Here is a 26836-nt window from a genome sequence, read left to right on the forward strand (position 1 = left end):
CGACGGCTCCGTTCATGTCAGCGCGGCGACGACGCGCGGGCGGCGCCGTTCTGGGGCTCGGCTAGGGGCGCGGCACCGGTCCCGTCCCCGGCTCGGGCGTCGCGGGGCGCGCCGAGGAGACGGCCGAGGATGTCGTGGTCCACTTCGCGGTGGGCGGTGGGCCAGCCCGGCCCACTCAGCGCCGCCTGCATCGCCGCGAGGAGCGGCGCCGGCACTTCGTCGCCGCCCCGCACGCGCTCGAACCACTCCGCGGGGGCCAGGACGTCCGACGGTGTGAGGCCGGTGTGGTGCAGCAACTCCTCGAGGGCGTACGTGCGGTGGACCACCACCTCGGACCGGGAGCCGGCGGCCCCGGACGCGCTCTCGCCGGTGCCCGATCCGGCGCCGAGGCCCGCGAGCAGCGTCTCGGTCAAGGTGTCGACGTCGCAGACCGGCACATAGCCGCTGAGTCGGGGCATCGTGCCCACCCGGCGCGCGGTGTCGAGCAAGCCCGTGAACCAGTCGTCCTGGAGGTAGTCGTGATCCTCGGGCCGGTGCCCGTAGACCAGACCGGGGCGGTAGTGGGAGACGGCGCACCCCACGACGGCGAGGGTGTTGACGTACTCCTCGCTGATCAGCTTCGACCGCGAGTAGGGGTCGCCCACGGCGTTGAGGGCTCCCGCCGTCAGAGGCACGAAGTCGGCTCCGACCGAGGCCGCGGAGAGGAAGGCGAAGGAGCGGGCTCCGAGGGCCGCGGCCGCGCGGACGACCAGGGCCGTGTTGCGTACGCTGCCGGAGAGATGGCTGTCGAGCGGCAGCAGATGGTTGACCTGGTAGCCGCAGTGCACCACGGCGTCGACGACCGGTCCTCGTCGCCGCTCGACCCACCGGTCCAGTTTCTCGTAGGAGGTGGCCCGCACCCGGGCGTAGTCGGCGTCCTCCCGGCCGAAGCGTGCGCGGTGCGCGGACAGGACGTGGTCGGGATCGCCGGTGCTGACGACGAGGACGGGGCGACCGGCGGCGAGCAGCCGGTCCAGGACGTGTCCTCCGATGAAGCCGGACGCCCCGGTGAGGAGCACCGTCCGGTCGCCCTCGCCGGGCCAGGGCGGCGGCTCGTGCCGGGTGTCACGGCGCAGCAGCGGCAACTCGCCGCGCAGGGCGTCCCGTTCGGCCTCCACCCGGCGCAGCAGCGCCTCGACGCCCGACTCGGACGAGGGGGAGGCCTCACCACGCAGCCGGCGCAGGAAGGTGGCCGGGGCGAAGTCGTAGTCCATCGCGGCGAACGCGGCCTCGACGGCCTCTTCGCCGTACGTCTCGGAGAGCTTGACCTGGATCTGAATCATGGCGAGGGAGCTGCCGCCCGCATCGAATATCGACGTATCGGGGTCGATCTCCCGGCCCAGAACGGCGGTGACCACGTCGAGCACCCGCCGCAGTTCGGCCGCGTCCCCGGCCGGTACGCCGTCGGCGAGCGGTGCGAGCCGTTCCCTCAGCGCGCCCCGGTCCACCTTCCCGCCGGAGGTCAGCGGGAGCGCGTCCACCAGCACGACCCGGTCGGGCACCTCCCAGACGGGCACCAGGTCCCTGATCGTGGCCATCAGCGACTCCTCCGTGGCGTCGCCGCCCGCGGCCGTGAGCAGCAGGATCGTGGTGTCCTGCCGCACGAGCGCCACGTCGCGGCCCAGATGGTGGGCGAGCGTGGACTCGACGTGAGCGAGGTTCACCCGGTGCCCGAGGCGCTTGATCTGCTCGTCGATCCGGCCGACGTAGGTGAGCCGGCCCTCTTCGAAGAGGGTCACCACATCACCGGTGGCGTACGCCGGAGAGCCGTCGACCGTGGTGAACGCCGCGTTCTCGGCCGCGCTGCCGCCGGCGTAGCCCAGTGCCACGCCGTCGCCCACGATGACGAGTTCGCCGGTGCCCGCCGTGGCGTGGTCACCGGTTTCGGGGTCGCGGACGACGGCCCGGAAGCCGTCGATGGGCGTGCCGATGGTGGAGGTGAAGTCCGTCAGCTCGGCGAGGGAGAAACAGACGGTGGCTTCCGTCGGGCCGTAGGCGTTGAACACCCGGCTGTACAGAGCCGCCTTGCGGTACTCGCCCTCGCCCAGCGCCTCCCCGCAGAACTCCACCTTCCGGATGCGGCGGCGGGCCGCCTCGTCGAGCCGCGCGTAGACGGACGGCGACAGCATGGCCAGGTCACAGCCGTGGGCGGCGAGGTGCCGCGAGACGGACCCCAGCCACGAAGGCTGGTCCCACACCGGGACGACGAGGCTCGCCCCGGCGTACAGGGTGGCGAGGATCTCGCTGATGGAGGCGTCGAACGAGAGCGACGCGAAGTGCAGGACCTGGTCCTGCGGCGTGATGTCGAGCAGCCGGCGCAGCGAGCGGCACAGGTTGAGCAACCCGCCGTGCCCGACGTCGACGAGCTTGGGACGGCCTGTCGAGCCCGAGGTGAAGATGGAGTACGCGACACGCGAGCGGGTCTGCTGCCCGTCCACCCCGTCGGTGGGCGGCGGCCCGGCGGGCCAGCCCACGTCACCGGCGTGCAGGGCGCGAATGCCGGCCTTCTCGGCACGCACCAGCGCCTCGCGGCTGAAGCAGACCAGGAGCGCCGCGTCCGCGACCCGGACGAACTCCTCGAAGCGGTCGGCGGGCAGACCGGGGTTCAGTGGGGTGTGCACCGCGTGGCTGCGCATCACCGCCAGGGTCCAGATGACGGCTTCCGCCGTGTGCTCCCCGGCCACGAGGACGCGCCGGCCCGGGGGGCACTCGCGGTCGATCCGGTGGGCGAGCGCGCTCGTCATCCGGTCGAGTTCCTCGTACGTCCAGTTCCGCCCGGTGGTCCGCAGCGCGATCCGCTCGCGATGGCGGCCGAAGAGGTCAGTCAACAGGTCCGAGAGTTCCACCACTTGCTCCAATTCGCTGCTTGAGTCGGTCGAGGACGTCGGCCGCGGTCTCGGGGGTGAGGAAGCCGCGCTTGTACTGCATCCGCAACAACGGCGGCCCCGGCCAGGACCGGTCGGCGAGGAATTTGAGGTCCTCGAAGACGCGCCCGCTGCGTATCGGGACCCACCGCCACAGGTCCGGTTCCGGGCGCATGAAGGTGGTGTCGGAGACCACGACGCGAGGCATGCGGCCACGTGTGAAGGCCCGCGCGAAGGCGTCGAGGTCGGACATCGTGAATCGGCCGAGGGACTCCTGGGCCTCCCGGGTCTCGGCGAAGTACTCGGGGGTGTACCGCGCGGCGCCCCCGGCCCGCACGACGAGCGGTTTGATCTCGACGTAGTAGCCGCCCCTGGTCGCGAACTCCCAGCGGGAGAAGGGGTATTGGAGGACCAGTCCGCCGTCGAGGGCGGGGAGCAGGGCGGCAGTGACCGCGCTGAGCAGTTCGTCGAAGGTGACTCCCTCGCGGAGCGGAAGCCACTGCTGCTCCGACGCCGAGATCGTCGGGACACCCTTGCGGCCCGGTGTGGGCAGCTCGCCGAGCATGCGGGTCACCTCGGCCGGGTCGGCGGCCGGCAGGGCCGCGTAGCGCTCGACGGTCCGCTCGTGGTGGCGGTAGCGCGCCCCGATGCGGCCCGCTGCTTCCTCGCCGCGCAGGTGGGCGCGGATGTGCCGGAGCAGATCCACCACGTCGGTCAGGTCGACGACGAGATGACTGAACTTGACGAAGACGACACACTCGCCGTTCGCGAGCGGCCAGCACGCCAGGTGCACCACCTCGTCGAGCCGCAGCGGGTGGGCGTTGTGATAGGCGGTGACCAGGTCGGCCAGGGTGTCGGGGCTGTCCTCCACCGGTCCCGGCTGCGGTGCGAGCGTGACGACCACGTCCTGCTCCGCCACGTCGACCAGATCCGCGAGCGCCCGGGTCAGCCCGAGTCGGCCGACGAACTCCCGCCACGCGGCGGGGTCCTCGATCCGCCCCGGTTCGACGGTGCCGACGAAGGCCGTGCACGGGTTGACGTCGCAGTCCAGACCGAGGTCGGCGAGGAAGCTGTAGATGTCGCGCACGGCGACCGCGGCAGGGCGCAGACCGGGGCGGGCGGCCTTACTGCGGGTGCCGGCGGTCATCGGGTCACCGTCGTGCCCCAGCCGAACTCGACCTGGTCGAGTACGTCCATCTCCGCCAGCAGGCCGTGGACCCCCGAGTGGTCCTGTACCAGATGGGTACCGCCCTGCGCCTCGCGCACCTCGGCGGCGGCCTTCTCCCAGCCGGGGACGCCCTCGAAGGCGACGATCGCCTCCCATGTCGCGAAGTCCGGGGCGACGAAGGCTTCCAGGCCCGCCACGACCTCTTCCAGAAGGAAGCGGCGCCGGTCGGCCGGAAGCGCCTCGTACACCTGCTTCATCATCTCGCCCGAGATCGAGGCGTGGCAGTACTCGTCCCGGTTGTGCAGCTTCACCGTGGTGGAGTTGACCACCTGGATCCGTTCGTCGTCGGCGAGGAGTCCGAGATAGGCGTTGATCGAGATTTCGGCGACCGTGGCGAAGCCGAGCGTGACCAGGCTGCGCTGCCACGGCTCCTCGCACCGATCCAGATGCTCCTGGTGGATGGCGGTGATGTGGGAGTCCGGCAGCACCCGGTCGGAGAAGTCGCTCCGGCGCATCCGACGTGTCACCGCGCTGCCGTTGATGTGCATGAGCGTGTGGTACTGCTCGTCCACCATGGCCTGGGCGACGGCGAGCTCCAACTGCTGCCCACCGAGGCCCGGGTACGCGCCGGCGATGACCAACTCGAAGGCCGGGTTGGCGATGCGCTGCTCGATCAGCACCGTGTTCCGGTTGTAGGCCACCCATCCCCAGCTGAGCAGGCGGGAGCGGGCTTCGTCGCCGAGGCGCTCCCAGATCGGGTGGTCCCGGAAGGGGATCATGTCCTCCCGGAAGTCCGGTCGGGCGGGGTCGAACAGGGCGTAGACGTCCGGTTCCTCGCGCTTCACGGCCGCGCGCCGGTGCCAGTTACCCACGAGCCGGTCGATGACCGCGTTCTCGGCGGGGTCCGCCGGGTCGAATGCCGGCAGTCCACCGATGCGGACGTGTCCGTCGTCGTACTCGACGTGCCCGGCCGCACCGGATTTCTCGTCCGTGTGGTCACGCATGGCCCACCCCTTCCTTTTCTTCCCCCAACGGGCTCGGCCCTTTCCGGGTCCGGCGTTTTCGAAGTCTGTGACTGTTGATCGCCGCCCGCAAGGGTGTGCAGAACACCGCCCTGTGCAACTGAAGGGACCGGACAGTTGAACACCCTGAGGCACGGATGTTTCATTCACCCCTCCGATCCGCGCGGACTGAACAGCCTTGTGTGGGCCAGGAGCGTATGACATAAAAATCGAGATGTCGGCCCGGAGCTCAACTCGGCTGCCGACGTCCACTGTTCTGTCGTGTGTGCCGGACGGAGATCTGAAAATGACGGAGCGAATCCAGAACGTCGTCGTGGCGGCTCTCGACGAAATCAATCTGACGCGTGAGGAGAAGATTCCGACCGACCATGTGCTCGACCTGTGTCTCTACGGTGATTCCGGTGTCTTCGAATCGATGTACCTGGTGGCGTTCCTCTCGCTGGTCGAGGAGAACATCGAGGACGAGTTCGGCGCCGAGGTCTCGCTCACGTCCGAGAAGGCGGTGTCCCGCCGGGTGAGCCCGTTCAGCAGCGTCCGCCGGCTGATCGGCTTCATCGAGGAAGAGCTCCAACTCGTCGGCGTACGCGGTTAGCGCAGGCCACCGCCCTCATGATCCTCATGATCACAGGCACCAGGACCGGCATCGGCAAGGCCCTCGCGGAGTACTTCCTGGAGGCCGGGCACGATGTCGTGGGGTGCAGCAGACGGCACGCGACCATCGACCACCCGCGCTACCGCCACCACGAGGTGGACCTGGCGGACCTCGGTCAGACCAAAAAGATGTTCCGCAGCGTCCGCCAGGAGTACGGAAAGCTCGACGCACTGGTGAACAATGCCGGGACCTCGTCGATGAACCACTTCATGACGACCCCCGAAGAGGTGTCGCGGAAGATATTCGACATCAATTTCTTCGCCGTTCTGAACTGCTGCCGCGAAGCGGTCAAACTGCTGCGGAAGTCGACGGAAAAGAGCTCCGCGATCCTGAATGTCTCCACCGTCGCGGTGCCCTGGGCCATCGAAGGGCAGCTCGCCTACTCGGCCAGCAAGAGCGCTGTCGAACAACTCGTCCGCGTCATGAGCAAGGAGTTGTCCACATTCGATATCAGGGTGAATGGGATCGGTCTTCCGCCCGTCCATACCGTACTGACGAGAAGCGTCCCTCGGTCCAAGATCGACACCCTGATCGCACGCCAGGCGATATCCCGTCAGTGCACCACGGACGACATCGTCGGCCCGGTGGAGTTCCTGATCGGTCGGCAATCGGAGTTCATCACAGGCGAAACGCTCTTTCTTGGGGGTGTGCACTGAATGCGCGACGAACTGGTACGAAGGTTCGAGGACTTCGGCACGCGGACGGCGCTTTTCGACCGCGGGGTCACGGTCACCTACGCGGAGCTGATGAAGCGGATCCGCGACACGAGACAACTACTGGCGCTCCACGGAGTGAAGCCGCGCGAGGCAGTGGTGGTCCACGGCGACTACTCGCTGGACTCGGTGGCGACCCTGTTCGCGCTCTTCCTCGACCGGAACGTCGTCGTGCCGGTGGTGACCCTCACCGACACGACGCTCGACACGGTGGTCGAGCACTGTCGGCCGGGCCATCTGGTCAGGACGACCGAGCACGGTATCGAGATCCAGGACCTCGACGCGGCGGACACGGCCGCCCCTGCCGGTTCGCTCGACCCGACCGGCCCGGACGCCCCCGACGGGCAACGGCCCGTTCACGGTCGGCTCGGCGACCCGGACGCCGCAGGACTGGTCCTGCTCAGCAGCGGAAGCACCGGCGCGCCGAAGGTCATCCTGCACAGTCTCGACGTCCTGGTCGGCGAGAAGCTCGAAAAACGACCGCGCCGCCGGCCGAACGCCCTCAACATCCTGATGGTGTTGATGTTCGACCACATCGGCGGCATCAACTCGCTGCTCAGCACCCTGCTCGTCGGAGGCACGGCGGTCCTTCCCCGGCACCGCACCCCGGACGAGATCTGCGCGCTGATCGAACGCCACCGCATCCTCGTCCTGCCCACGAGTCCGACCTACCTGAACCTGATCATGGTCGGTGACTACCACCGGACGTACGACCTCAGCAGCTTGCGCCTGATCACCTACGGCACCGAGCCCATGTCCGAGGAACTGCTCCAACGAGTCCACCGGACCTTCCCCGGAGTGCGGCTGCTCCAGACCTTCGGCACGAGCGAGACCGGTATCGCGACCACCACGAGCCAATCGTCGAGCAGCACCTACTTCAAGATCTCCGACGCCGGCGTCGAGTACCGCATCGTCGACGGCGAACTCCAGCTCAGGAGCCGCACCCAGTTCCTCGGCTATCTGAACTACGACGACGACTCGCTGACCGAGGACCGCTGGTTCAGGACCGGGGACCTCGTGGAGGAGGCCGCCGACGGCTACCTGCGGATCAAGGGCCGGGCCAAGGAGATCATCAACGTCGGCGGGGAGAAACTCCTGCCCCTGGAACTCGAATCGGTTCTCCTGGGCAGCCCCCTCGTCGAGGACTGCGTCGTTTACGGGAAGCCGAACGCGATCACCGGCCAGTCCGTGTGCGTGGACATCAAACCCACGGGCGAGATCACCCGCGCTGCCCTGCGACAGCACGTGATGGAGTTCCTCGCCGGTCGGATCGAGTCGTTCAAGGTGCCTTCGAAGATCAACTTGGTCGACACGATCGCGATGTCGGACCGCATGAAGAAGCTGCGGTCCCGGCCGGGTGCCGACGAGAAGTGAAGGCCCTTCTCCCGCCCGCCCGGGTGCGCCGGCCCCGTCCGGCCCCACCCCGTTCCCCCTGTCCTCCCCGCCGCACCGGCGCGGAGTCCCCCCAGTCCGTCCCCGTCCCAAGGAGTATGTGATGGCACGATCGAAGGTGGCGATCATCGGCGGAGGGCCGGCCGGTAGTGTCGCGGGCCTCACCCTGCACAAGCTCGGCCACGACGTCACCGTGTACGAGCGGAGCGCCTTTCCCCGCTACCGCGTCGGCGAGTCCCTGCTGCCCGGCACGATGTCGATCCTCAACCGCCTGGGTCTCCAGGAGAAGATCGATGCGCAGAACTACGTCAAGAAGCCGTCGGCAACGTTCCTTTGGGGCCAGGACCAGGCCCCCTGGACCTTCTCCTTCGCGGCTCCCAAGGTCGCGCCCTGGGTCTTCGACCACGCGGTCCAGGTCAAACGCGGCGAGTTCGACCAGCTCCTCCTCGACGAGGCCCGAAGCCGCGGGATAGCCGTCCACGAGGAGACCCCCGTGACCGATGTGGACCTGTCCGACCCGGACCGGGTGGTCCTGACGGTACGTCAGGGAGGGGAGAGCGTCACCGTCGAGAGCGACTTCGTCATCGACGCGGCCGGCTCCGGAAGCCCCCTCGCCCGCAAGCTCGGCCTGCGCCAATACGACGAGTTCTACCGGAACTTCGCCGTCTGGTCGTACTTCCGGATGGAGGACCCCTTCCAGGGGGACCTGAAGGGCACCACGTACTCGATCACGTTCGAGGACGGCTGGGTCTGGATGATCCCCGTGAAGGACGACCTGTACAGCGTCGGGCTGGTCGTCGACCGCTCGAAGGCCGCCGAGGTACGCGAGCGGGGCGCCGACGACTTCTACACGGAAACCCTCGCCAAGTGCGCCAAAGCCATGGACATCCTCGGGGACGCGGAACAGGCCGACGAGGTCCGCATCGTGCAGGACTGGTCCTACGACACCTCCCTGTTCTCCGCCGATCGCTTCTTCCTCTGCGGCGACGCGGCCTGCTTCACCGACCCGCTGTTCTCGCAGGGCGTGCACCTGGCCTCGCAGTCGGCCGTCTCGGCCGCCGCGGCCATCGACCGCATCACGCACCACGGGGACGAGAAGGACGCGGTGCACGCCTGGTACAACCGCACCTACCGCGAGGCCTATGAGCAATACCACCAGTTCCTCGCCTCCTTCTACACCTTCGCCTCCTTCACCGAGCCCGACTCCGAGTTCTGGCGCAAGCGCCGCATCACCGAATCCGACGACGATCGACTGACCCGCAAGAAGTGGTTCGAGAGCCTGGTGGGCAACGGTCCCAAGGACTCCGGCGGCACCGTGGAGTCCTTCCGGGACCGGGCGTCCACGATGATCGCCATCGGCCGCCACCAGCGCCCCGAACTCAGTGACGACTTCAGCGAGGCCGAGCTGAACGCGGCCCGGATCCGCTGGATCAGCGACCTCACCAAGCGACTGAACAGCATCAGCCGCTTCCAATGGACCGGCGGCAAGGCCGTGTTGAAGCCGCACTACCGCGTGGAACCGATCGGCCTCCGGCTGGAACAGCGGGAAATCCTGGCCAACGGGGACGGGCTCGACATGGCCCAGTACCCGATGGACGACGCGACCCGGCAGATCTTCCAGGACCTCGCCGAGGAAGAGTTCGGCTACAAGGCGCTCGTCAAGCGTCTCGGCGCCGTCGGCAAACAGGAGTTGAGCACCCAGATCGTCCTGCGCCTGATGGAGTCGGGCCTCCTCACCGGCTACGACAAGCAGGGCGACAAGGTCTACGTCCAGGGCCGGCTCCACTTCGGAGGCGTCGGCGTCGAGTACGAGGTCTGACACCGGCGTCGGCCTCGCACCCCACCCGATGCGAGGCCCTTGAGGCCCAATGCGGGGGGCCCGGCATGAGGCCCACGAGACCCGATGCGGGTCCGCCCCGAGGACCGACCACCCCTGCACGCCGCCGGGCCACCGCCCCTCCGCTCCTCCCCCCCCCACCTCGCGGGAGCGGACGGGGCCGGGGCCCGGCGGCGCCCCACACCCTTCACGCCCCCTACGCCCGCCACACCCCTCGCGCCCCGAAGGAGACGGTCCGATGAGCCATGTGCGTCCGAAGGAACACACCCATCCGACGCGGCACACGAAACTGCGGGAGCTCGAAGTCTCCCGGATCGGTCTCGGGACGATGGGCATGTCCTTCGGCTACACGGGTTCCGGCTCGGACGACGCCGCATCCGTCCGCGCCCTGCACCATGCCCTCGACCTCGGTGTGACGTTCATCGACACCGCCGAGATCTACGGGCCCTACACCAACGAACGGCTCGTCGGCCGGGCGATCCGCGGCCGTCGCCACCAAGTGGTGCTCGCCACGAAGTTCGGACTCGTGTCCCACGCGGGCGGCGGGCCGGGATGCCTCGACAGCAGCCCGGCGAACGTCCGCACCGCCGTGGAGGGTTCGCTGCGCCGCCTCGGCGTGGACCACATCGACCTGTGCTATCAGCACCGCGTCGACCCCGGCACCCCCATCGAGGAGACCGTGGGCGCCCTGGCCGACCTCGTCACCGAGGGCAAGATCGGTCACCTGGGCCTCTCCGAAGCGGGCCCCGCCACGATCCGCCGCGCACACGCCGTCCACCCGATCACGGCAGTCCAGTCCGAGTACTCCCTGTGGACCCGCGACCCGGAAGAGGCCGTACTGCCCGTTCTTCGGGAACTCGGCATCGGGTTCGTCGCGTACTCGCCGCTCGGTCACGGCTTCCTCACCGGCACCGTCCGCTCGGCCGGGCACTTCGACGCTGGGGACCTCCGGGTGGACAACCCCCGCTTCACCGCGGAGAACCTGCCGAGGAACCTGCGCATCGCCGACGAGATCGAGGCCGTCGCCACCGAAGCCGCGGCCACCCCGGCCCAGGTGGCCCTGGCCTGGCTGCTCGCCCAGGGGGACGACATCGTGCCGATTCCCGGCAGCCGACGGGCCGCCCGCATCGAGGAGAACACGGCCGCCGCCGAGATCCGGCTGAACCCCGGGCAACTCGCCCGCCTGGACGCCCTTCCACCCGCCGCGGGCGACCACCACACGGAGGAGCAGATGCTGATGATGGACCGCCTGTAAGGCACTACCGCCGGTAAAGCACTCCACCCCCGATCGGACCCGTGGGGCCGACGCGCAGTCCGGCTCGTCGCCCGGCGCTTCCCTCGTGCGGCAATCCGGTCCGACGGCCGGATCTTTGTGTCTTACGCCAATACGGGGTGCGACCCGGACTCGTAGAGACTGCCGAACACAACGTCGCCCCGCGGCAGTTGTGTTTCTCCGGGGCGGCATCCACCACACTCGCACCACCACGGGGGAGCATCCCATGTCCGATGCGCGGCAGCAGTACGACCAGATCGGTGAGGCGTTCGAGGGCTTCAAGACCCTGCCCCTCATCCAGTACGGCGAAGTACCCGGATTCCTGGCGATGGTTGGGGACGTCACGGGCAAGTCCGTCATCGACCTGGGGGGCGGAACCGGGTTCTACGCCCGCGAGTTGAAGCGGCGCGGCGCGTCCGACGTGTTCTGTATCGACGTCTCCGGCGAGATGATCGCGGTCGGCGAGAAGCTCGAAGAGGTCACTCCGCTGGGCGTGCGTTACGCGGTCGGCGACGTCGTCGGCATGGGCCAGGTGGGGACGTTCGACGTCGGCGTGGCTGTACAGCTGTTCAACTACGCCGAAGACGTCGCCACCGTGGAGAAGCTGTGCCGCGTCGTGCGCGCGAACCTCGCCGAAGGGGCCGAGTTCTTCGTGTTCACCATGAACCCGTCGTACCGGTTCGACGGGCCGCCGCTGGACAAGTACGGCTTCCGCTGCGAGGCCACCGGTGAGACCTCTCCCATCGGCATCCCCTCGAAGATCACCGCGCTCCTCGGCGATCACCCCGTCTCCTTCACCGCGATCCCGCCGAGCCGGGAAACGCTGGAGAGCTCCCTGACCGCCGCGGGCTTCACCGGCATCGAGTGGGTGCCGCTGGAGATCTCACCGGCAGGCATCGAGAAGTACGGCCGGGAGTTCTGGGACGACTTCTACGGCAACCCGCCGCTGACCATGTTGCGTTGCCGCGCCTGATCGACCGTACGCTCCAGGAGCCGCACGGCCTCGGAGACGATCCGCACCCGGCGGACGCGGAGGGGATCGAGGCGCCGAGCATGCGTAGGCCGCCGGGTGGAGGGGCAGAGGCTCCGCCCCGGACAGAACCCCACCCCGGGTCGTGATGAGGCGGTCGACCGGCGGCATCATGTGGGGGGTTCTGCCCGTGCCCGAGCAGGACAACGGCCCGCCGTTCCCTGCGGACGGCACCCCCGCAGCAATGGAGCGCCTCATGGCCCGACAGGAGCGCGCGTTACGTACGCGCAACGCGTTGATCGAGTCCGCCGCCGAACAGTTCGACCGCGACGGCTTCGAGACCGCGTCGCTCGCCACGATCAGTTCCCGGGCGGGGGTGAGCAACGGAGCGCTGCACTTCCACTTCGCCAGCAAGACGGCGCTGGCCGGTGCGGTGCGCGAGGCCGCGGCGCAGCGGCTGGGACGGATCACCGCGAGCGAGCGGCGGTCGGCCGACAGCACGCTACAGACACTGATCGACGCCAGTCACGCCCTGGTCAAGGGGCTGCGGGGCGACGTGGTGCTGCGGGCGGGATTCGGCCTGGGCAGCAACCCCGCGTCGAGGGACTCGGGCGAGGACCTGCACGAACGCTGGCATCACTGGGTGGAGGAGAGCTTCGCGCAGGCGGGCCGCGAGGGCGCGCTGGCGCCCAAGGTGTCGGCGCGCGACGCGACACTGGTGGTGTCCGCCACGCTGGCCGGCTTCGAGGCGCTGGGCGGCCAGGACCCGGGGTGGCTGTCCCCTACGACCCTGACGCGCTTCTGGGAGTTACTGCTGCCCCGCCTCGCGCACGAGTCGGTACTGGAAGGGCTCGTAGCTTCAGGGACCGGATCCGAGGACGGCTGAGGGCCCGGGAGGCGGCCGAGGATTGCTGGACGCCGGCGGGGGAGCATGACGTCCGGTTGGTTCGGCTTCGGCCCGCGACAGGCCCCACGCTCACGCACAACTAGCGCCTGTCGGAGGGCTGTTGGGCCAAGGTCGACAGGACAGACGCGACCAACGGGTGGGCGTGGTGGGTCCGCCAGGCGACGGCGACTCGCGTGCGAGCAGTACCGGGACCGAGCCGACGGAACGCGACCCCTCGGAGCCGGATGCGTCGGATGCCGGCCGGGGCCACCGAAACCCCCAGTCCGGCTTCCACGAGCGCACACACCGTCTGCCACTCCACCGCGTACTGGGCAATCAGAGGCGTAAAACCTGCCGCCGTGCACAAGCCGGTGATCCGGTCGTAGAACCCGGGGCCGACTTCGCGGGGCATCAGCACGAAGGGCGAGTCCGACAACTGGGGCAACTCTACGCTCCGTTGGGCCGCCAGCGGATGCGCCGCCGGCAGGACGGCGACGAAGGGTTCGTCCACTACGGTCCTGAAGCTGATCTCCGGGTCCTCGGTGGGGGGTTCACGCAGGAGGCCGACATCGATGGTTTCGCCCCGCAGGGCCGCGAGTTGGGGCGCGGTGGTCATCTCGTGGAGGTCCAGGCGCGCGCCGGGGAACTGCTGCCGGAAGGTGCGCAGCAGATCGGGCAGGACGGTCAGGGCGAGGGAGGCGGCGAAGCCGATGCGCAGCCGGCCCGCCTGGCCGTCGCCGACGGCCCGCGCCATGGCCAGGCCGTCGGCGAGGCCGGTCAGCGCCCGCAGCGCGGCGGGCAACAGTTCACGACCGACCGGGGTGAGGGTGACACCGCTCGGTTCGCGGCGGAACAGAGCGTGCCCCACCTTGTCCTCCAGGCGGCGGATCTGCTGGCTCAACGGCGGTTGCGCCGTGCCGAGTCGGGCGGCGGCGCGGCCGAAGTGGAGTTCCTCGGCCAGCACGACAAACGCATGCAGTTGGGCGAGGGGAAGTTCGGGTCGCTCCATACGCCTAGAGATATCAGGTCGTGCTCCAGAACGTATTAGACGTATCCACGCAGGTCACCTAGCGTTCGGCGCATGACAGAGCGACGTGCGATCCTCAGCGGCTCGACCTTTGAGGAGCAGATCGGCTATGCCCGCGCCGTGGTCGACGGCGACTGGGTTCATGTGTCCGGGACGACCGGCTTCGACTACACCACCATGACCATCTCCGACGATGTGGTGGAACAGGCCGAGCAGTGCCTGCGCAACATCCGGGCCGCCCTGGCCGAAGCGGAGTGCACCTTCGCCGACGTGGTACGGGTGCGCTATCTGCTGCCCGACCGCGCGGACTTCGAGCCCTGCTGGCCGGTGCTGCGCCGCTGCTTCGGTGAGGTCAGGCCGGCGGCCACGATGCTCATGTGCGGCCTCGCCGACCCCCGGATGAAAATCGAGATCGAGGTGTACGCGCGGCGGGCCGCCTCCGCGTAGGCGCCTGCGCGGCGGACCGCGAACGGCCGGCGAGGTCGCACCCGATCGGCCGGACAGGAGTGCGCGTCCGCCGACCCGGGTCGCTCAGACCTGGGAAGCCCGGCACGGCTCCGCCGCGAACGCCAGGATGTCGGCGACCGCCTCGCGCAGGCTCCCGAAGTGCCGGTGCACACCCTCGACGGGGGTCGGGGCGTTGACGCCCCACACCGTCATGCCGGCCCGAAGACCGGACTCGACCCCCGATGGTGCGTCCTCAATGACGAGGCAGTCCTTCGGTTCGGCACCCAGACGCGCCGCGGCCAGCAAATAGGGAAGCGGTGACGGCTTGCCCTCGTCGACGGACGCGGCATCCACGACCACATCCGGAACCGGCAGCCCGGTCCGTGCGAACCTGCCGCGTACCCGGTGCTCATAGTTCGAGGTCACCAACGCCCAGCGCCCCGGAGGCAGACCGGCCAGCAACTGCGACGCGCCGTCGAAGGCGGCGTACACACCCGACCGGACGTCCTCGTCCTCCAGCTCATGGAGCACGGCCAGGCATTCGTGCGGGTCCCGATCGGGGGCCACCACCGAAAACGTCTCCATGGGCCGCGTCCGCAGCGCCACCTGATGGACGGCGTCGGCATCGAGTCCGTACCCCGCGGCCCACCTCTCCCAGACGCGCCTCTGGTTGGCGACCGCGTCGATCAGTGTCCCGTCGACATCGAAGAGGACGTACCGGGGGGAGCTCGGGTGTGTGGGTTCGCTGGTCACGTCGTGATCATGCCATCGGGCCGTCGGGAATGGAACGGCGGGAGCCGCCGAAGGGTCCGTACGCCCTGGCAGGCGCCGCGTCGCGGCACGGGAGCGGTGGTCTACGATCCGACGGCGACCGGGGGCGGGCGGCCGTCCGCTCCCTCCCTCACCGAGGGCCGACCACCACTACCGCGAACAGGGTTCGATGAACGACACCGCCGCAACAAGCCCGACGCATCAGCCCCAGCCCACCGGCGGCAGCAACATCGCACGGCGCCGCCGCACGCTCACCACGCTCGGATGGGCGGTGGGCATACCCGTGGTGGGCACCCTCGCCGGCTTCCTGACCCAGTATCCGTACGGGCTCTGGGTGGGAGTCATCGTGGTGCTGATCGTCGTCGCGGCGACCGCCATCGTGGTCGGGAGCAGCTGGCACCGCGCCGGGGTCGCCACCCTGGCGTGCGCCACCGGGCTTGCCCTGCCGCTGTTCGCGGGACCCACCCTCTACGAGGTCTGGGCCAAGAGACTGGGCACACCGGCCGACGCCGTCGTCCTCGACACCGGCCAGGAAGTCAACGGCAAGGGCACCGAACTCGACGTCTGTACGGTCATCGACACCTCAGGGACCCGGTACGAACTCGGCGAACGGCAGAACTGCCACGGCCAGTTCGAGCAGGGCCAGCACGTGACCGTCTTCAAGGACCCGCTCGGTCTGCTCGACCCGTGGGTGCAGGAGACGGCCGACCGCGGTGTCGGCACGGTGAGCCTGCCCATCTCCGCGGGCCTGTTCCTCGTCACGGGCGCGAGCATCCTCTACGCCGGTCAGCGCCGCCGGCCCTGAAGTCCGTCCGCCGAACGATCACCGAGCCGGGATGACGGCCCGGCCCAATTGCCTTGCCGTGGTGCCGCCCGGCCAGCCGGCGGACCAGCCAGTCGGCCAACCGACCGCCGCCGAAGCGGACCGTCGGCGGCCGGCCCCGCGCTCTTTCGGGCCGTAGGCCTACTTGCGGTGCAGAGTGCGGTCGAGGAGGGGGAGCAGACGGTCCCAGTGGAGTCGTAGCGCGGCGGGATCGTAGGCGTCGGTGTCGGACATGGTGAAGCCGTGGGTGGTGCCGGGGTAGATCTCGGAGGTGTGGTCGACACCCGCGGCGTCCAGGGCCCGGTTGAGCTCGTCCAGGGCTTCGGGCGTCATGTCGCTTGCGGCGTGGCCGAGATGGACCGGGGCGCTGAGCTTGGAGATGAGGCGGTCCCGGTCTTCCCGGTCGGCGCCCACGGGGCCGTGGAACCCGGCGACGGCGGCCACCCGGCCGGGGTGGGCCGCGGCGGTGCGCAGCGCCAGGAGACCGCCGATGCAGTAGCCGGTCACCGCGACGGGTCCGGCGCCGACCTCGGGCCGGGCGGTGAGGAAGTCGAGGTAGGCGTCGGCGTCGCGCAGGACACGCTCGGCGGTATGCGCCTGGATCAGCGGCATCAGCTGGGCGAAGACCGCCGGACGGGTCTCCTCGCCGATGTACTCGGGCAGGTCGATCACCGGTGACGGGCCGTGCCGGTAGAAGACATGGGGAACGAGTACGTAGTAGCCGTGCCCGGCCAGTTCGCGAGCCAGCGCCTGTATGACGGGCCGGATGCCGAAGCCGTCCGGGTACATCAACACCCCCGGGTGCGGCCCGGCGTGGTCGGGGTGGGCGGCGAAGGCGTCGGCCTGGCCGTCCGCCGTGGGAATGCGCAGCGTCTCGGTGTGCATGAGTTCTCCAGTCGTGGTTGATGGGTCGGGCCTGTGATCAACACGACGGAGGCGGAGCCCGCGCGCCAACGCGGCATCCTCTGTCCGACAGCAGGCGCGCGACGGCCCGAACGGCGCTCAGCGGAGCACCGGGTCAACCGTCCGTGTGTGGCGCGATGCCGTCCCGGTAGTCATCCGCCCACCCTAATGCACCGGACGGGTGCAGGATCAACGCGCCTTGTCCGCAGGGCAGTTGACGAGCCCGGGTGGCGGACCACCCGGTCGCCGGTAGGCCCGGGGGTGCATTGTCCGGCGCTGTTTCACGGCCTCCGGCTCGGCCGCCCCCCCCTCGCGCCGACGACAGAAGCTGAGCCACTCCCGCCCCCGCCTTCGGCTGGGCCGCGCGCGACGACCAGGCCCGCCGAGTCTCGCCTCAACGGGACGGCCTGAGTACGAATGAGTACCTGCACCCCCGAACTGAGTACGCGCGCCCAGGTCCGGGCCTTGCCGGGCGACGGAAGCTGGGGTCATGACAACGCCATCCGCCGTCTGCCCGCCGCCCCTGCCGTCGACGCCCCCGCTCCCGGCGGGTCCAGGGCGCGCCCGACGGGCCTGGATCGCGGGTGCCGTCGGTGTTTTGCTGGTGGCTCTGCTCGCTGGGGCCATCTGGTGGCTGACCCGGGACGACGACAACTCCCCGCTCGCCGGGCGGCCTCGCGTGACGGACAGCGCGGCCGGCCTCTCGTACGCCGTACCGCAGGGGTGGAAGCGCAGTGACGGCAAGGACTTGATCAAGGCCTTCACGTCGTCGATCACCACGTCGGGGCCCGACGGCCACGGGGGAGCCGCGGTGCTCGCCGGGCGGGGCGGCGCGGTCGAGGAGTCCACGCTGCGGCGACGGACGGAGACGGCGGCGCGGTCCAACGCGGAGTTCTTCTACCCGGACGGCACGTCGACGGTGGAGGAGTCCCGGCGCACCACGGTGAGCGGCCACCCCGCCTACACCGTGTCGCTGAGTGCGCGCGACGACGGTGGGCGAGCGGGCCGGATACGGCTGACCATCGTCGCGCAGGGCGCCGAGCAGTCGGCCTTCCTCCTCGGCGTCAGCGAGTCGCTTGATCCGGCCATGACGCGCGAGATTGACGCGGTGCTGGCCGACGCCGCGATGCGATAGGCGCCGGCCGGGCGGGTCGCAGGGCTGGGCCGGTCGCAGGGCTGGGCCGGGGCGGCCGCCGGGGGGAGTGTCCCCGCCCCGCGGCCGCCCCGGCGGTTCGGGTCACTGGGACGTACTCCTGTCCCAGTTCGTCCGCGAAAGCTCCGCGCTCAGCCCGGGGTTCGCGTCGGCGGCAGCCCTTCGCCGGGGGGCGATGGAAGCACCGGTGGCGCGCCCCAGGGCATCTCCAGGGCGGTGCGCAACGCGTCGACGGCGGGTCGGCCGATGCGTTCGGCGAGTTCGTCCTCCAAACGCTCGAGAACGACGCCGGCCTGGCGGTGGGCGCGCTCCCCCTGGGGGGTGCGTCGGATCAGCCGCTGCCGTCCGGAGGCGGGGTCGGGCGTCTGTTCCAGGAGCCCGGCGGCCACCAGGCCGTGCACGGCCTGGTGTGCGGTCTGCCGGGTGACGCCGGTCCGCCTCGCCAGCTCCGACACCGTGGTGCCTTCCAGGTCCAGCACCGCGAAGAGCTGGACCTGGGTGGGCGAAACGGGCGCGACCTCGGCCTCTTCGAGGCTCGCCAGCAGAGCCTCCTCGAACCAGCGGCGGGCCTCGGTGAGCAGCTGGGGGAGGCTGCGGCCGGTGACGTGCATGCGTTCCTCACGACGAAGAGATCCAGCGGCCCAGCGTAAGACCTGCGGGCCCGCGGCTTGCTCATCACCGAGTGGCCCGGCGTAGGCCTGCGGGACTGCGGCCCGCCCGCCACCGAGCGGCCCAGTGCGAGGCCTGCGGGCCTGCGGCTTGCCTACGACCGAACCTACGTGTCAGGCTACCTGACAATCTAGGTTCGGAATCGGAGCGACCATGACGATCGAGTACGCCACCGCCCACCGGCGGGCCTCACACATCCCCGCCGAGGCGGGCACGCCCTACTTCATCGAAAAGGGCGACGGAGACCGCGCCCACCTGTTCGGCGACCTCATCACCATCTACGCGGGCGGTGAGCAGACCGAGAACGCTTTCAACTTCTTCACCGTCGAAGGCCCCAAGGGCAACCTCATCCCGGCCCATGTGCACGCCGACACGTATGAGGTCTTCTACGTCACCGCCGGCGCCGTCCGTCTCTTCGTCGAGGACCTCCACGGCAACCAGCAGGAAAAGCTCCTCACCCCCGGCGACTTCGGCTTCGTCCCCAAGAACTGCCCGCACGCCTACCGCATGGAGCGCCACCACAGCCAGGTCGTAGGCGTAGCCGCGGGCCCGGGCGGCACCTTTGAACGCTTCTTCGAAACCCTCGGCGCCCCCACCGACCAACACGGTCTCCCGCGCGATGCGTTCGTCCCCGCTCCCGAGAAGTTCGCCACCGTCCCCCAGCAGTACGACGTGCGCTTCCTGCGGGACCACCAGTGGAAGACGGGGTGATGGGGCAGGGAGGGGAGGAAGGGGAGGAACCGGACCGGCTAGGGGGTGCCCTCTCCTGATTTGGCCTGTGTGATCTGGGCCTGCGCCGCCGCCAGTGTCATGGTGCTCGCGCACACGGCACGGTGGAGAGAGTCCTCCAGCCGGTCGTCGGCGTGGGCCTGAGCGAGCGGTACGGGGCGCAGATTGGCCGGGTCCAGAGGGGCGCCACCGAGCTCCAGGGGAACGATGTGGTCCTCCTCGTAGTGGGCGGGGTTCTTGTCCGCCGCGAGGGAGGCCGCGAGTTGCCGCTTCTTGATCTCCTCGGTCCGGCCGACCGGTGGCCGTGCCTTCGCCGCCCAGCCGCGTACACAGATCGTGGATCGAACAGTGGACTGGCTCACGGCAGGATTGAGTGCGGGCGGGGCGGGCGCGGGAGGGCGGGTGCCGGGGGCGGCGGCCACCTGGTGGAGCGAGCCGTGTGTGATCGTCCCGTTCTTCACCGTGTACGTACCTGCGTAGTCGGCGGTGCTTCCATCAGCCTTGACCGTGTGGAGCCGGATGCTGACCGTGCTCCCGCTCACCGCGTCGATGCTCACCCTGTCGAAGGCGGTTTCGGCGAAGCCGCCCGTAAAGGAGTCGTAACTCTGGCCGAGGTGATCGCCTCCCAGGGCCCAGGCCCGCCGGTAGTCGCGGGCGTTGATCGCTGCGTAGAAGTCCTCGACGACGGTGGCGGGAGCCGGTGCCGTGCTTCCGATGGCGGGGGCGGCTTGCGTCCTGAACCCTGCCAGTCCTGCCAGTCCTGCCAGTCCTGCCAGCCCCGTCGGCTCTGTCGGCGTCGGGGGAGTTTTCGCCGGTGGGCGGGGTGTGCCGGCGCCGGCCGTCTGCGGTCCGATCGCGTGCGAGGACGTGGCAGGTGACGCGTCCGTGGGTTGGGCGCATCCCGCAAGCGTGAGGAGGACGGCAACACCCGTTCCGGTCGCGGTGGTCCATGTCTTCATGGAGAGCCTCCGGAGGTGGCTCTGAGATATCGGAGGATGACTCATCGCACTCGCCGGCCGCCATTGCACACACAGACCGACGGCGCTCGCCCCCAGTATCCGCCCCCGCAGGCTCGGCCACCCGTTGACTGGGTCGGTGCGTTTGGGCTCGGGCGGGACGAGGGCTGGTCAGGCGACATCGATGTGGTGGTGACCGCCTTCGGCCGGCCGATCGGTGTCCAGCAGCGATTCACCGGGATCGTCGTGGCCGCCGACGATTCCGTCGGTTTGCCGAAGCGCTAGCGTTGCGCCCCATGATCGTATGGCTCAATGGCACGCACGGTGCAGGCAAAACGACGACCAGCACGCTCGTGCAGGAACTCCTCCCGGATTCACGGGTGTTCGACGCCGAGAAGGTCGGCGAGACGCTCATGGACATCACCCCGGGGCTGCCCAGGACGAACAACTTCCAGCACTGGCCGCCGTGGCGACCCCTCGTGGTGGAGACCGCGCGTCACGTACTGGACTACACCGGCGGCACCCTCGTGATCCCCATGACCGTCCTGGTCGAACCGTACTGGCGCGAGATCAGTACGGGCCTGGCCCAACACGGCATTCCGGTACGGCACTTCGTCCTCCACGCCGACCAGGAGACCCTTCTCCGCCGCATCGCGGGCGACACCGTCACGGGCCCCAACTCCCCGTTCCGTCTCCAATACGTGGAGCCGTACGCCGAGGCGGCCCGTACATGGCTGCATCAGGAGGCCGAGGTCGTCGACACCACGCACCTCACACCCGAGCAGACCGCCCAACACATCGCGGAGGCAGTCAAGAGCTGAGAGCCGCCCACGCCCTGCGCCGCCCTCGCCCACCCCGCCCCGCCCCGCCACCGTCGGCGACGGCCGCGACCGCGGGGATGACCACGCCCACCCCCTCGGCCTCCAGCGGACACACCGTGACGCGCATCACTCCCGCCGCCCGTCACAGACGCGAGTCGGGCCGCATCCCGTGTCTGAGGTGGTTCAAGCAGCCGATCCAGCAGCCCCGATCCAGCGGCTGATCCCGGCGGCTGATCCCGGCGGCTGATTCCAAGAAGAGGGGGCACGCATGAAGGTCGTAGTAGTAGGCGCGGGCTACGCGGGGACGATCGCGGCGAATCGTCTGGCCAAGAAAGTGAAGGCGGCGGAGATCACCGTGGTCAATCCCCGTCCGGACTTCGTCGAGCGGGTGCGGTTGCACGAGCAGATCGCCGGGACCGGCGCCGCGGCGACCCCGCTGGCGTCGATGCTGCACGACGGTGTCGCAACGCGGCTGGACACCGTTGACAAGATCAGCGACGGGGAGGTGGCGCTCGGCGACGGGTCGCGTCTGGGCTACGACTACCTGTTCCTGGCGGTGGGCAGCACGGCCGCCCCACTGGCCGGGACCGTCCCGGTGGGGACCTGGGAAGGCGCGGAACGGGCCCGGGTCGCACTGGCCGCGCTGCCCGCCGGTCGGACGGTCACCGTCATCGGTGGCGGCCTGACGGGCATCGAAACGGCGGCCGAAGTCGCCTACGGCCGCCCCGATCTGCGGGTGCGGCTCGTGGCGCCGACGATCGGCGAGAGCCTTTCGGCTGGGGCGCGCGGGCGTGTGCTCACCGGCCTTCAGCGACTGGACGTCGAGGTCGTGGAGGACTCCGTCACGCGGGTCGACCCCGGCGCGGGCGAGGCGGGCGGTGACGCGGTACGCCTCGACTCCGGTCGGCACGTCACGTCCCACCTCACGCTCTGGGCGATCATCACCGGCGTCCCCGACCTGGCCGCCCGCAGTGGGCTGGAGGTGGATGGCGACGGGCGCGCCGTCGTGGACGCGTATCTGCGCAGCGTGAGCGATCCGCGCATCTTCGTCGTCGGTGACTGTGCGGCCGTTCCCGGCGCACGGCCAGCCTGCGCGACGGCCCTGCCCCAAGGCGCACACGCGGCGGATACCCTGGCGCGGATGATCGAAGGCCGGAAGCCGCAGCCGTACTCCATGGGGTACACCGGACAGGGAGTGAGCCTGGGCCGGCGCGACGGGCTGCTTCAGGTCGGCCGCCGCAACGACAGCGTGCGGCGGCTCTACTTCGCGGGACGCACCGCGGCGGTCGGCAAGGAACGGATCTGTCGTTACGCGAAGTTCGGTGCCCGCACCGCGATCTACGCCTGGCTGGCGGGGCCGAAGTGAGCCAACGGCCGGACCCGGAGGGCGAGTTCACCGCACATCGAGCCCTGCTGTTCTCGATCGCCTACGAGATCCTCGGCTCGGTGGCCGACGCGGAGGACGTGGTCCAGGACAGCTATCTGCGGTGGCGGTCGGTGAGTCACACCTCGGTGGAGAACGCGCGGGCCTATCTCGCGAAGATCGTCACCCGCCAGGCGCTCGGCGTACTGCGGTCGGCCACTCGGCGCCGTGAGCAGTACGTGGGTCCGTGGCTGCCCGAGCCGCTGGCGACCGATGCCGTGGGCGAAGCACCCGACGGCATCGTCCACGTACTCACCGGGGAGGCCGTCACCACCGCGATGCTGTTGTTGTTGGAGGCCCTCACCCCCACCCAGCGTGCGGTGTTCGTGTTGCGGGAGGTGTTCGCCTTCGAGTACCCGGAGATTGCCGCGGCGGTGGGCAAGTCCGAGGCGGCAGTACGCCAGTTGAACCAGCGAGCGCGCGCCAGTGTGCGAGCGAAACGGCATGCGGTGGTGGCAACTCCGGCCCAGGCAGGGCCGGTTGCCGAGCGGCTCCTGTTGGCGGCCGCCACCGGCGACGTCCAGGGCCTCATGGATGTGCTCGCCCCCGATGTGGTGTTCCTCGGGGACGGTGGTGGGCTGGTGAGCACGGCGCTGCGTCCCGTGACCGGGCCCGACAAGGTGGCCAGGCTGCTCCTCGGCCTATTGGCGAAGGGTGCCCGCATGGGCGAACTCGACATCCGGCTCGGTACGTACAACGGAATGCACTCCGTCGCCGTCCTCGTCGACGGCGTACTCGATCAGCTCACCTCGATCGAGGTCCGCGACGGCGCGGTGACCCATCTCTACTGCGTGCGCAACCCGGAGAAGCTCACCGCGGTCAAGTACTGAACTCCACGTGTAGTCAAGGGGGTTGTGCGACTCGCCGTACCGGCGGATCCCCCTTGGCCGCGCGGTTGCACCGCACTGTTGACACAACATACGGTCGACCGCATTCTTTGAGTATGACTTCGAGGGCCTGCACCTTCACCGAGGAGACCGATCCGCTCTGCCTGGCCGCTGTCGAAGCGGCAGGGATGCTCTTCGACGCCCCTTGGCTGCGCTACGCCGTGATCGGCGACAGTCTCTCCGCGGGGACGGGGGACCGGAGCGCCGGCTATGGGAGTGGCGGCTGGTCCGAGCGGATGGGGGACATCCTGCGGCAGGTCAGGCCGGATCTGGGCTACCTCAACACGGCCGTGGTCGGGGCCACGACGCGCGACACACTCGGCCAACAGATGGACCGCGTAAGGGAGTTCGTCCCGGATCTGCTGCACCTGCCGTGCGGCGCCAATGACCTCCTGCGCCGTTCGCCGGACTTCGACGAGATCGAGCGCGACATGCGCGCGATGTACGACCAGGCCGCGGCGACCGGCGCCCAGCTCACCACGTTCACCTTGGGGCGCGCCTATGTGGTGCCGGTCTTCCCGGACTGGACGGAGCGCGTGGTCACCCTCAATGACATCACCCGCCGCCTCGCGCGCGCGTACGGCGCCGTGGTCGTCGACATGTGGGACCACCCCGTCAACGCCCGGCAGAACCTGCTGAGCGCGGACGGCATCCATTTCACGACGTCCGGTCAGGCCGTGATGGCGACCGCGATGGTCCGGGCACTGGCCGCGGTCCTGGCCCGCCGCACGCCGTGAACGCAGGCGTCGCCAGGAGCGCGACACCGGCCCCGCAAGCCCTCCGGGTACGATCGACCGTATGGATACCGGGGTGTCGAAGTCGATGTCCGGCGGTCGGTCGGGCGCGGTGCCGCTGACCGACAAGCGCCTGATCAAAGGGGCGCGGGCGCGTGACACCGTGCTGCGGCGTGCCGTCGACATCGCTTCCCTCGACGGGCTGGACGATGTGAGCTTCGGCCGCCTCGCCACGGATACGGGGATGAGCAAGGCCGGCATCCAGACGCTCTTCAAGTCGAAGGAAGCGCTCCAGCTCGCCACGATCGACTACGCACGCGTCATGTTCATCGACGCCGTGATCCACCCCGCGACGGACGCCGCCCCGGGCGTCGAGCGGTTGCGCTCCCTCGTCGAGCACTGGTTCGGCTACGCCACGACGCCGTTGTTCGAAGGCGGTTGCTTCCGCGTGGCGAACATGGCCCGCTTCGACAGCAGGCCGGGACCGGTGCGCGACGCGCTGTTCGGCAACCAGCGGGAGTGGCTCGACACCCTCGCCATGGAACTGCGGAACGCCGTCGCGGCACGCGAGATCGCGGAACTCGACGTCGATCTCGCGGTCTTCCAGATCGACTCCGTGCTCTGCGCGGCCAATACGGCGCTGCGGCTCGGGGACGAGAGTGCGGTCACCAAGGTGCGCCGCACCGTGGAAGACCTCCTGAAGACGAGGGCGTGAGTCCACCCGCCCTGGGCGCCCCGGCCCCCGAGCCACCGTGCCGTCAGGCCCGGGTCGTCGCCACCTTCGGCAGCAGGAACACCAGCACGGCCGCGAGTGCCGCGATGGCGAAGCCCGTCAGTGACGTCAGCGCGAACGCGTGACCCGCCGCCCGTGCCGTGTCACCCGAGGCGGAGCCCGTGCGGAAGGAGTGGAAGAACACCGCTCCGACCACCGCCACCCCTAGGGCGGCGCCGACCTGTTGGGCGGTGGGCCCCGGCGGGGCGCCGGGTGCCGTTTCGGGGGTGCGGTTGGCATTCGACATGGAGGTATCCCTTTCGCGGCACGGCACGCGGACCCAGCGGTGCCGGGCACGGACGCAGAATACGTACGGTCGTATGTGCATCGCAAGGTCGATTCTGTCCGGGGTCGTGCGGCGGTTTCACGCGGTGCCCGGTGTGGACGTGCGTTGCGCCAAGAGCCTCAACTCCGCCATTCCGTAGGGGTGTTGTCAGGGTGATCACCGATGGCGGGCGGCAGGTCCGGGCGACAAGGTGGGGGCATGACAGATCGAGCAGTACGACTCACCCGGCTCTCCTACGTCGCGGCCCCTGCCCTCCTTGTCGTCTACGGATCGATCCGCCTTCTGGTGGAGGGGTCCAGGGAGCCCGGCGCGGCATGGATCACCGGGCATCTCGCCTTCTTTGGCGGGGTGTTGTTCTTCGGGGTGCTCTGCGGCGGTCTGCGCCGCACGGTGGTCGTTGCCGCCGGGGCCGTCCGGCGGCGAGTGGCGAGGGTGGCGTGGGCGGTCGCCCTGGCGGGTGTGGGCGCGGCGGCGGTCCAGGCGCTGATCGACCTTTACGTGGGGTTCCGGGCCGCCGACAAGCCGGAGATGAGCGAACTCTTCACCCGGGTGCAGGACGTCCCAGGCGTCCTGCCGGTCGTCTACACCGTCGTTCCCCTCTTCCTGTACCTCGGAATGATCGCGCTGCTCGCCGCCCTCGGAGGTTCCGGTGCCGTGCGCCCGCTCGTCCTGTTCGTCCTGGGCACGGTCGCGATCGCGGCGAACCTGAACTTCTTGCCGCTCGGCGGTCTGTGCTACCTCCTGGCGTTCGCGCCCCTCCGCCACCGGGTGCCGGACCCGCGCGACCGGGGTGCGGTCATCTCCTCGCCGACGCAGGTGGGTTGAGCGGTGACGGAACGAAGCCCGGGCGGCGGTTGCCCGGGCTTCGTTGCGGGGTGGGCGAGCGGCCGCTGAGGAGCGCGGGGGGCGTTCGGCGGCCGTACGTCAGTGGTGCCAAGCGTCGCCGCCGGTGTTGTGAATGAACCGTTGCAGCACCTTGAGCGTGGTCAGGTACTCCGCGTCGGAGATGTCCGCGTGCCGCTCGGCCTGCAACTCGTCCTGGAGCGCGGCGGTCTTCGTGTAGAACGCCCTGCCCTCCGCCGTGATGCCCAGGCGCCCCTCGGCGTCCTCGGTGATCCACCCCTCGGTGATCGTCCGGTCAATCTCCGATTCCATGGCTTCGGGGCCCGTGTCGAGGTACCCCCGGAGGGTCCGGGCCACCTCGTCGCGCGTCTTGACGGTTTCGGCGCGTGCAACCTGGGCGAGAACCCACCACTGCGGCTGGGTGGTGCCGATCTCGTCGAGAGCCCCCCGTGTACGGGTGACCACGGCCTTGTAGGCGGCCCAACTCCAGTACCCGATGGGCTGCTTGATCAGCTCGGCGTCGCTGTGCGAGTACTCCATGGTGTGCTCCTCGGTGTTGTGCGTGTGGCTCGTGTGGTTGTGCGTGGTTGTGAGTGGTTGCTTGAGGCCGGTGCAACAAGATCGACGGTAGAACCTCAATTCAACTTGAGGTCAAGTGAGTTGGGTCTTGTCGGGGTACGCCGGCCATCTCAAGGCGTGGGGGGTTGCCCCTACCCCGGGTCCTGGCGCTCGCCCCATCGCGCTGACCCGTGGGCCCCGGACACGATGGGGGTGGC

General features: G+C 69.7%; 27 protein-coding genes. 17 read left to right on the plus strand and 10 right to left on the minus strand.

All coding sequences use genetic code 11. The features are described 5' to 3' along the window. Positions 1–17 precede the first annotated feature (17 nt). Genes DWB77_RS35450 through DWB77_RS35460 form a run of 3 tightly spaced genes read right to left on the minus strand, consistent with a single transcriptional unit; the run spans position 18 to position 5075 of the window. Positions 18–2885 carry an AMP-binding protein gene (locus DWB77_RS35450; RefSeq protein ID WP_246033749.1) on the minus strand — a complete coding sequence of 956 codons (2868 nt, stop codon included), beginning with the start codon at positions 2883–2885 and terminating at the stop codon, positions 18–20. After that, positions 2860–4050 (minus strand): hypothetical protein, encoded by a 1191-nt coding sequence (locus DWB77_RS35455; protein WP_120726644.1) that lies wholly within the window; start codon positions 4048–4050, stop codon positions 2860–2862. The genes DWB77_RS35450 and DWB77_RS35455 overlap by 26 nt, the downstream gene beginning before the upstream one ends. Next, the gene (locus tag DWB77_RS35460) at positions 4047–5075 is read right to left on the minus strand and encodes an AurF N-oxygenase family protein (protein WP_120726646.1); all 1029 of its coding nucleotides are present in this window, start codon (positions 5073–5075) and stop codon (positions 4047–4049) included. Before DWB77_RS35460 ends, DWB77_RS35455 begins: the two co-directional genes overlap by 4 nt. Before the next feature lie 304 nt (positions 5076–5379). Here DWB77_RS35460 and DWB77_RS35465 point away from each other — a divergent pair, with 304 nt between their 5' ends. The 7 genes from DWB77_RS35465 (at position 5380) to DWB77_RS35495 (ending at position 12816) form a co-directional block, all read left to right on the plus strand. Beyond that, positions 5380–5685 carry a hypothetical protein gene (locus DWB77_RS35465; RefSeq protein WP_120726648.1) on the plus strand — a complete coding sequence of 102 codons (306 nt, stop codon included), beginning with the start codon at positions 5380–5382 and terminating at the stop codon, positions 5683–5685. A 26-nt stretch (positions 5686–5711) separates the two neighbouring features. Then, on the plus strand, positions 5712–6401 hold the full coding sequence (locus DWB77_RS35470) for an SDR family NAD(P)-dependent oxidoreductase (protein WP_246033750.1): 690 nt from the start codon (positions 5712–5714) through the stop codon (positions 6399–6401). Beyond that, the gene (locus DWB77_RS35475; protein ID WP_120726652.1) at positions 6402–7832 is read left to right on the plus strand and encodes an ANL family adenylate-forming protein; all 1431 of its coding nucleotides are present in this window, start codon (positions 6402–6404) and stop codon (positions 7830–7832) included. Between the two features lie 121 nt (positions 7833–7953). Further along, on the plus strand, positions 7954–9669 hold the full coding sequence (gene cmlS / locus DWB77_RS35480) for a chloramphenicol-biosynthetic FADH2-dependent halogenase CmlS (protein ID WP_120726654.1): 1716 nt from the start codon (positions 7954–7956) through the stop codon (positions 9667–9669). 256 nt (positions 9670–9925) lie between these two features. Further along, a complete protein-coding gene (locus DWB77_RS35485) occupies positions 9926–10942 on the plus strand; it encodes an aldo/keto reductase (RefSeq protein ID WP_120726656.1) in 1017 nt (338 codons plus the stop codon). 244 nt (positions 10943–11186) lie between these two features. Continuing rightward, positions 11187–11933 carry a class I SAM-dependent methyltransferase gene (locus tag DWB77_RS35490; RefSeq protein ID WP_120726658.1) on the plus strand — a complete coding sequence of 249 codons (747 nt, stop codon included), beginning with the start codon at positions 11187–11189 and terminating at the stop codon, positions 11931–11933. A gap of 253 nt (positions 11934–12186) precedes the next feature. After that, positions 12187–12816 (plus strand): ScbR family autoregulator-binding transcription factor, encoded by a 630-nt coding sequence (locus DWB77_RS35495; protein WP_162952683.1) that lies wholly within the window; start codon positions 12187–12189, stop codon positions 12814–12816. Positions 12817–12916: 100 nt separating this feature from the next. On the opposite strand, the gene DWB77_RS35500 is transcribed toward DWB77_RS35495, so the two are convergent. Continuing rightward, positions 12917–13825, minus strand: a complete 909-nt coding sequence (locus DWB77_RS35500) for a LysR family transcriptional regulator (protein WP_120726662.1) — start codon at positions 13823–13825, stop codon at positions 12917–12919. 72 nt (positions 13826–13897) lie between these two features. Between DWB77_RS35500 and DWB77_RS35505 the strand changes: the two genes are divergently transcribed. Continuing rightward, positions 13898–14290 (plus strand): RidA family protein, encoded by a 393-nt coding sequence (locus DWB77_RS35505; protein ID WP_120726664.1) that lies wholly within the window; start codon positions 13898–13900, stop codon positions 14288–14290. An 84-nt stretch (positions 14291–14374) separates the two neighbouring features. Here the strand turns inward: DWB77_RS35505 and DWB77_RS35510 are convergent, their stop codons facing one another. Next, positions 14375–15043, minus strand: a complete 669-nt coding sequence (locus DWB77_RS35510) for an HAD family hydrolase (protein ID WP_120726666.1) — start codon at positions 15041–15043, stop codon at positions 14375–14377. 187 nt (positions 15044–15230) lie between these two features. Between DWB77_RS35510 and DWB77_RS35515 the strand changes: the two genes are divergently transcribed. Further along, positions 15231–15866: a hypothetical protein gene (locus tag DWB77_RS35515; RefSeq protein WP_120726668.1), complete on the plus strand. Its 636-nt coding sequence runs from the start codon at positions 15231–15233 to the stop codon at positions 15864–15866. Between the two features lie 159 nt (positions 15867–16025). Here DWB77_RS35515 and DWB77_RS35520 read toward each other — a convergent pair whose 3' ends face one another. Next, positions 16026–16769, minus strand: coding sequence for a dienelactone hydrolase family protein (locus DWB77_RS35520; protein WP_120726670.1), 744 nt, complete (start codon positions 16767–16769; stop codon positions 16026–16028). A gap of 508 nt (positions 16770–17277) precedes the next feature. Here DWB77_RS35520 and DWB77_RS35525 point away from each other — a divergent pair. Then, positions 17278–17922, plus strand: a complete 645-nt coding sequence (locus DWB77_RS35525) for a hypothetical protein (RefSeq protein ID WP_162952684.1) — start codon at positions 17278–17280, stop codon at positions 17920–17922. 149 nt (positions 17923–18071) lie between these two features. Here DWB77_RS35525 and DWB77_RS35530 read toward each other — a convergent pair whose 3' ends face one another. Further along, a complete protein-coding gene (locus DWB77_RS35530) occupies positions 18072–18551 on the minus strand; it encodes a MarR family winged helix-turn-helix transcriptional regulator (RefSeq protein ID WP_120726673.1) in 480 nt (159 codons plus the stop codon). Positions 18552–18762: 211 nt separating this feature from the next. On the opposite strand from DWB77_RS35530, the gene DWB77_RS35535 reads away from it, so the two are divergent. Beyond that, on the plus strand, positions 18763–19320 hold the full coding sequence (locus DWB77_RS35535; RefSeq protein ID WP_120726675.1) for a quercetin 2,3-dioxygenase: 558 nt from the start codon (positions 18763–18765) through the stop codon (positions 19318–19320). Between the two features lie 38 nt (positions 19321–19358). Here DWB77_RS35535 and DWB77_RS35540 read toward each other — a convergent pair whose 3' ends face one another. Then, positions 19359–20297, minus strand: a complete 939-nt coding sequence (locus tag DWB77_RS35540) for a hypothetical protein (protein ID WP_120726677.1) — start codon at positions 20295–20297, stop codon at positions 19359–19361. Positions 20298–20590: 293 nt separating this feature from the next. Here DWB77_RS35540 and DWB77_RS35545 point away from each other — a divergent pair, with 293 nt between their 5' ends. From DWB77_RS35545 to DWB77_RS35565, 5 genes are all read left to right on the plus strand, one after another. Next, positions 20591–21115, plus strand: a complete 525-nt coding sequence (locus tag DWB77_RS35545; RefSeq protein ID WP_120726679.1) for an AAA family ATPase — start codon at positions 20591–20593, stop codon at positions 21113–21115. A 268-nt stretch (positions 21116–21383) separates the two neighbouring features. Continuing rightward, positions 21384–22481: an NAD(P)/FAD-dependent oxidoreductase gene (locus tag DWB77_RS35550; protein ID WP_120726681.1), complete on the plus strand. Its 1098-nt coding sequence runs from the start codon at positions 21384–21386 to the stop codon at positions 22479–22481. Beyond that, a complete protein-coding gene (locus DWB77_RS35555; protein ID WP_120726683.1) occupies positions 22478–23368 on the plus strand; it encodes an RNA polymerase sigma-70 factor in 891 nt (296 codons plus the stop codon). The genes DWB77_RS35550 and DWB77_RS35555 overlap by 4 nt, the downstream gene beginning before the upstream one ends. 113 nt (positions 23369–23481) lie before the next feature. Further along, entirely contained in the window at positions 23482–24162 is a 681-nt protein-coding gene (locus DWB77_RS35560; protein WP_120726685.1) for an SGNH/GDSL hydrolase family protein, read from the plus strand. 61 nt (positions 24163–24223) lie between these two features. After that, positions 24224–24874, plus strand: coding sequence for a TetR/AcrR family transcriptional regulator (locus DWB77_RS35565; protein WP_120726687.1), 651 nt, complete (start codon positions 24224–24226; stop codon positions 24872–24874). A 43-nt stretch (positions 24875–24917) separates the two neighbouring features. Here the strand turns inward: DWB77_RS35565 and DWB77_RS35570 are convergent, their stop codons facing one another. Then, complete coding sequence (locus tag DWB77_RS35570; RefSeq protein WP_216826888.1) at positions 24918–25178, minus strand: hypothetical protein; 261 nt, start codon at positions 25176–25178, stop codon at positions 24918–24920. Positions 25179–25415: 237 nt separating this feature from the next. Here DWB77_RS35570 and DWB77_RS35575 point away from each other — a divergent pair, with 237 nt between their 5' ends. Then, positions 25416–26042 carry a hypothetical protein gene (locus tag DWB77_RS35575; protein ID WP_162952685.1) on the plus strand — a complete coding sequence of 209 codons (627 nt, stop codon included), beginning with the start codon at positions 25416–25418 and terminating at the stop codon, positions 26040–26042. A 99-nt stretch (positions 26043–26141) separates the two neighbouring features. Here the strand turns inward: DWB77_RS35575 and DWB77_RS35580 are convergent, their stop codons facing one another. Then, a complete protein-coding gene (locus tag DWB77_RS35580; protein ID WP_120726691.1) occupies positions 26142–26600 on the minus strand; it encodes a MarR family winged helix-turn-helix transcriptional regulator in 459 nt (152 codons plus the stop codon). Between the last annotated feature and the right edge of the window lie 236 nt (positions 26601–26836).

Source organism: Streptomyces hundungensis (assembly GCF_003627815.1).
Classification (GTDB): Bacteria; Actinomycetota; Actinomycetes; order Streptomycetales; family Streptomycetaceae; genus Streptomyces; species Streptomyces hundungensis_A.

What these genes read in the sequence shown, in the direction of transcription:
- DWB77_RS35560 (WP_120726685.1), top strand. Translation starts at nt 23,482, where the DNA reads ATGACTTCGAGGGCCTGCACCTTCACCGAGGAGACCGATCCGCTCTGC.
- DWB77_RS35455 (WP_120726644.1), bottom strand. Translation starts at nt 4,050, where the DNA reads ATGACCGCCGGCACCCGCAGTAAGGCCGCCCGCCCCGGTCTGCGCCCT.
- DWB77_RS35475 (WP_120726652.1), top strand. Translation starts at nt 6,402, where the DNA reads ATGCGCGACGAACTGGTACGAAGGTTCGAGGACTTCGGCACGCGGACG.
- DWB77_RS35460 (WP_120726646.1), bottom strand. Translation starts at nt 5,075, where the DNA reads ATGCGTGACCACACGGACGAGAAATCCGGTGCGGCCGGGCACGTCGAG.
- DWB77_RS35465 (WP_120726648.1), top strand. Translation starts at nt 5,380, where the DNA reads ATGACGGAGCGAATCCAGAACGTCGTCGTGGCGGCTCTCGACGAAATC.
- DWB77_RS35490 (WP_120726658.1), top strand. Translation starts at nt 11,187, where the DNA reads ATGTCCGATGCGCGGCAGCAGTACGACCAGATCGGTGAGGCGTTCGAG.
- cmlS (WP_120726654.1), top strand. Translation starts at nt 7,954, where the DNA reads ATGGCACGATCGAAGGTGGCGATCATCGGCGGAGGGCCGGCCGGTAGT.
- DWB77_RS35545 (WP_120726679.1), top strand. Translation starts at nt 20,591, where the DNA reads ATGATCGTATGGCTCAATGGCACGCACGGTGCAGGCAAAACGACGACC.
- DWB77_RS35535 (WP_120726675.1), top strand. Translation starts at nt 18,763, where the DNA reads ATGACGATCGAGTACGCCACCGCCCACCGGCGGGCCTCACACATCCCC.
- DWB77_RS35530 (WP_120726673.1), bottom strand. Translation starts at nt 18,551, where the DNA reads ATGCACGTCACCGGCCGCAGCCTCCCCCAGCTGCTCACCGAGGCCCGC.
- DWB77_RS35570 (WP_216826888.1), bottom strand. Translation starts at nt 25,178, where the DNA reads ATGTCGAATGCCAACCGCACCCCCGAAACGGCACCCGGCGCCCCGCCG.
- DWB77_RS35550 (WP_120726681.1), top strand. Translation starts at nt 21,384, where the DNA reads ATGAAGGTCGTAGTAGTAGGCGCGGGCTACGCGGGGACGATCGCGGCG.
- DWB77_RS35495 (WP_162952683.1), top strand. Translation starts at nt 12,187, where the DNA reads ATGGCCCGACAGGAGCGCGCGTTACGTACGCGCAACGCGTTGATCGAG.
- DWB77_RS35470 (WP_246033750.1), top strand. Translation starts at nt 5,712, where the DNA reads ATGATCACAGGCACCAGGACCGGCATCGGCAAGGCCCTCGCGGAGTAC.
- DWB77_RS35485 (WP_120726656.1), top strand. Translation starts at nt 9,926, where the DNA reads ATGAGCCATGTGCGTCCGAAGGAACACACCCATCCGACGCGGCACACG.
- DWB77_RS35580 (WP_120726691.1), bottom strand. Translation starts at nt 26,600, where the DNA reads ATGGAGTACTCGCACAGCGACGCCGAGCTGATCAAGCAGCCCATCGGG.
- DWB77_RS35575 (WP_162952685.1), top strand. Translation starts at nt 25,416, where the DNA reads ATGACAGATCGAGCAGTACGACTCACCCGGCTCTCCTACGTCGCGGCC.
- DWB77_RS35505 (WP_120726664.1), top strand. Translation starts at nt 13,898, where the DNA reads ATGACAGAGCGACGTGCGATCCTCAGCGGCTCGACCTTTGAGGAGCAG.
- DWB77_RS35520 (WP_120726670.1), bottom strand. Translation starts at nt 16,769, where the DNA reads ATGCACACCGAGACGCTGCGCATTCCCACGGCGGACGGCCAGGCCGAC.
- DWB77_RS35565 (WP_120726687.1), top strand. Translation starts at nt 24,224, where the DNA reads ATGGATACCGGGGTGTCGAAGTCGATGTCCGGCGGTCGGTCGGGCGCG.
- DWB77_RS35525 (WP_162952684.1), top strand. Translation starts at nt 17,278, where the DNA reads ATGACAACGCCATCCGCCGTCTGCCCGCCGCCCCTGCCGTCGACGCCC.
- DWB77_RS35500 (WP_120726662.1), bottom strand. Translation starts at nt 13,825, where the DNA reads ATGGAGCGACCCGAACTTCCCCTCGCCCAACTGCATGCGTTTGTCGTG.
- DWB77_RS35515 (WP_120726668.1), top strand. Translation starts at nt 15,231, where the DNA reads ATGAACGACACCGCCGCAACAAGCCCGACGCATCAGCCCCAGCCCACC.
- DWB77_RS35540 (WP_120726677.1), bottom strand. Translation starts at nt 20,297, where the DNA reads ATGAAGACATGGACCACCGCGACCGGAACGGGTGTTGCCGTCCTCCTC.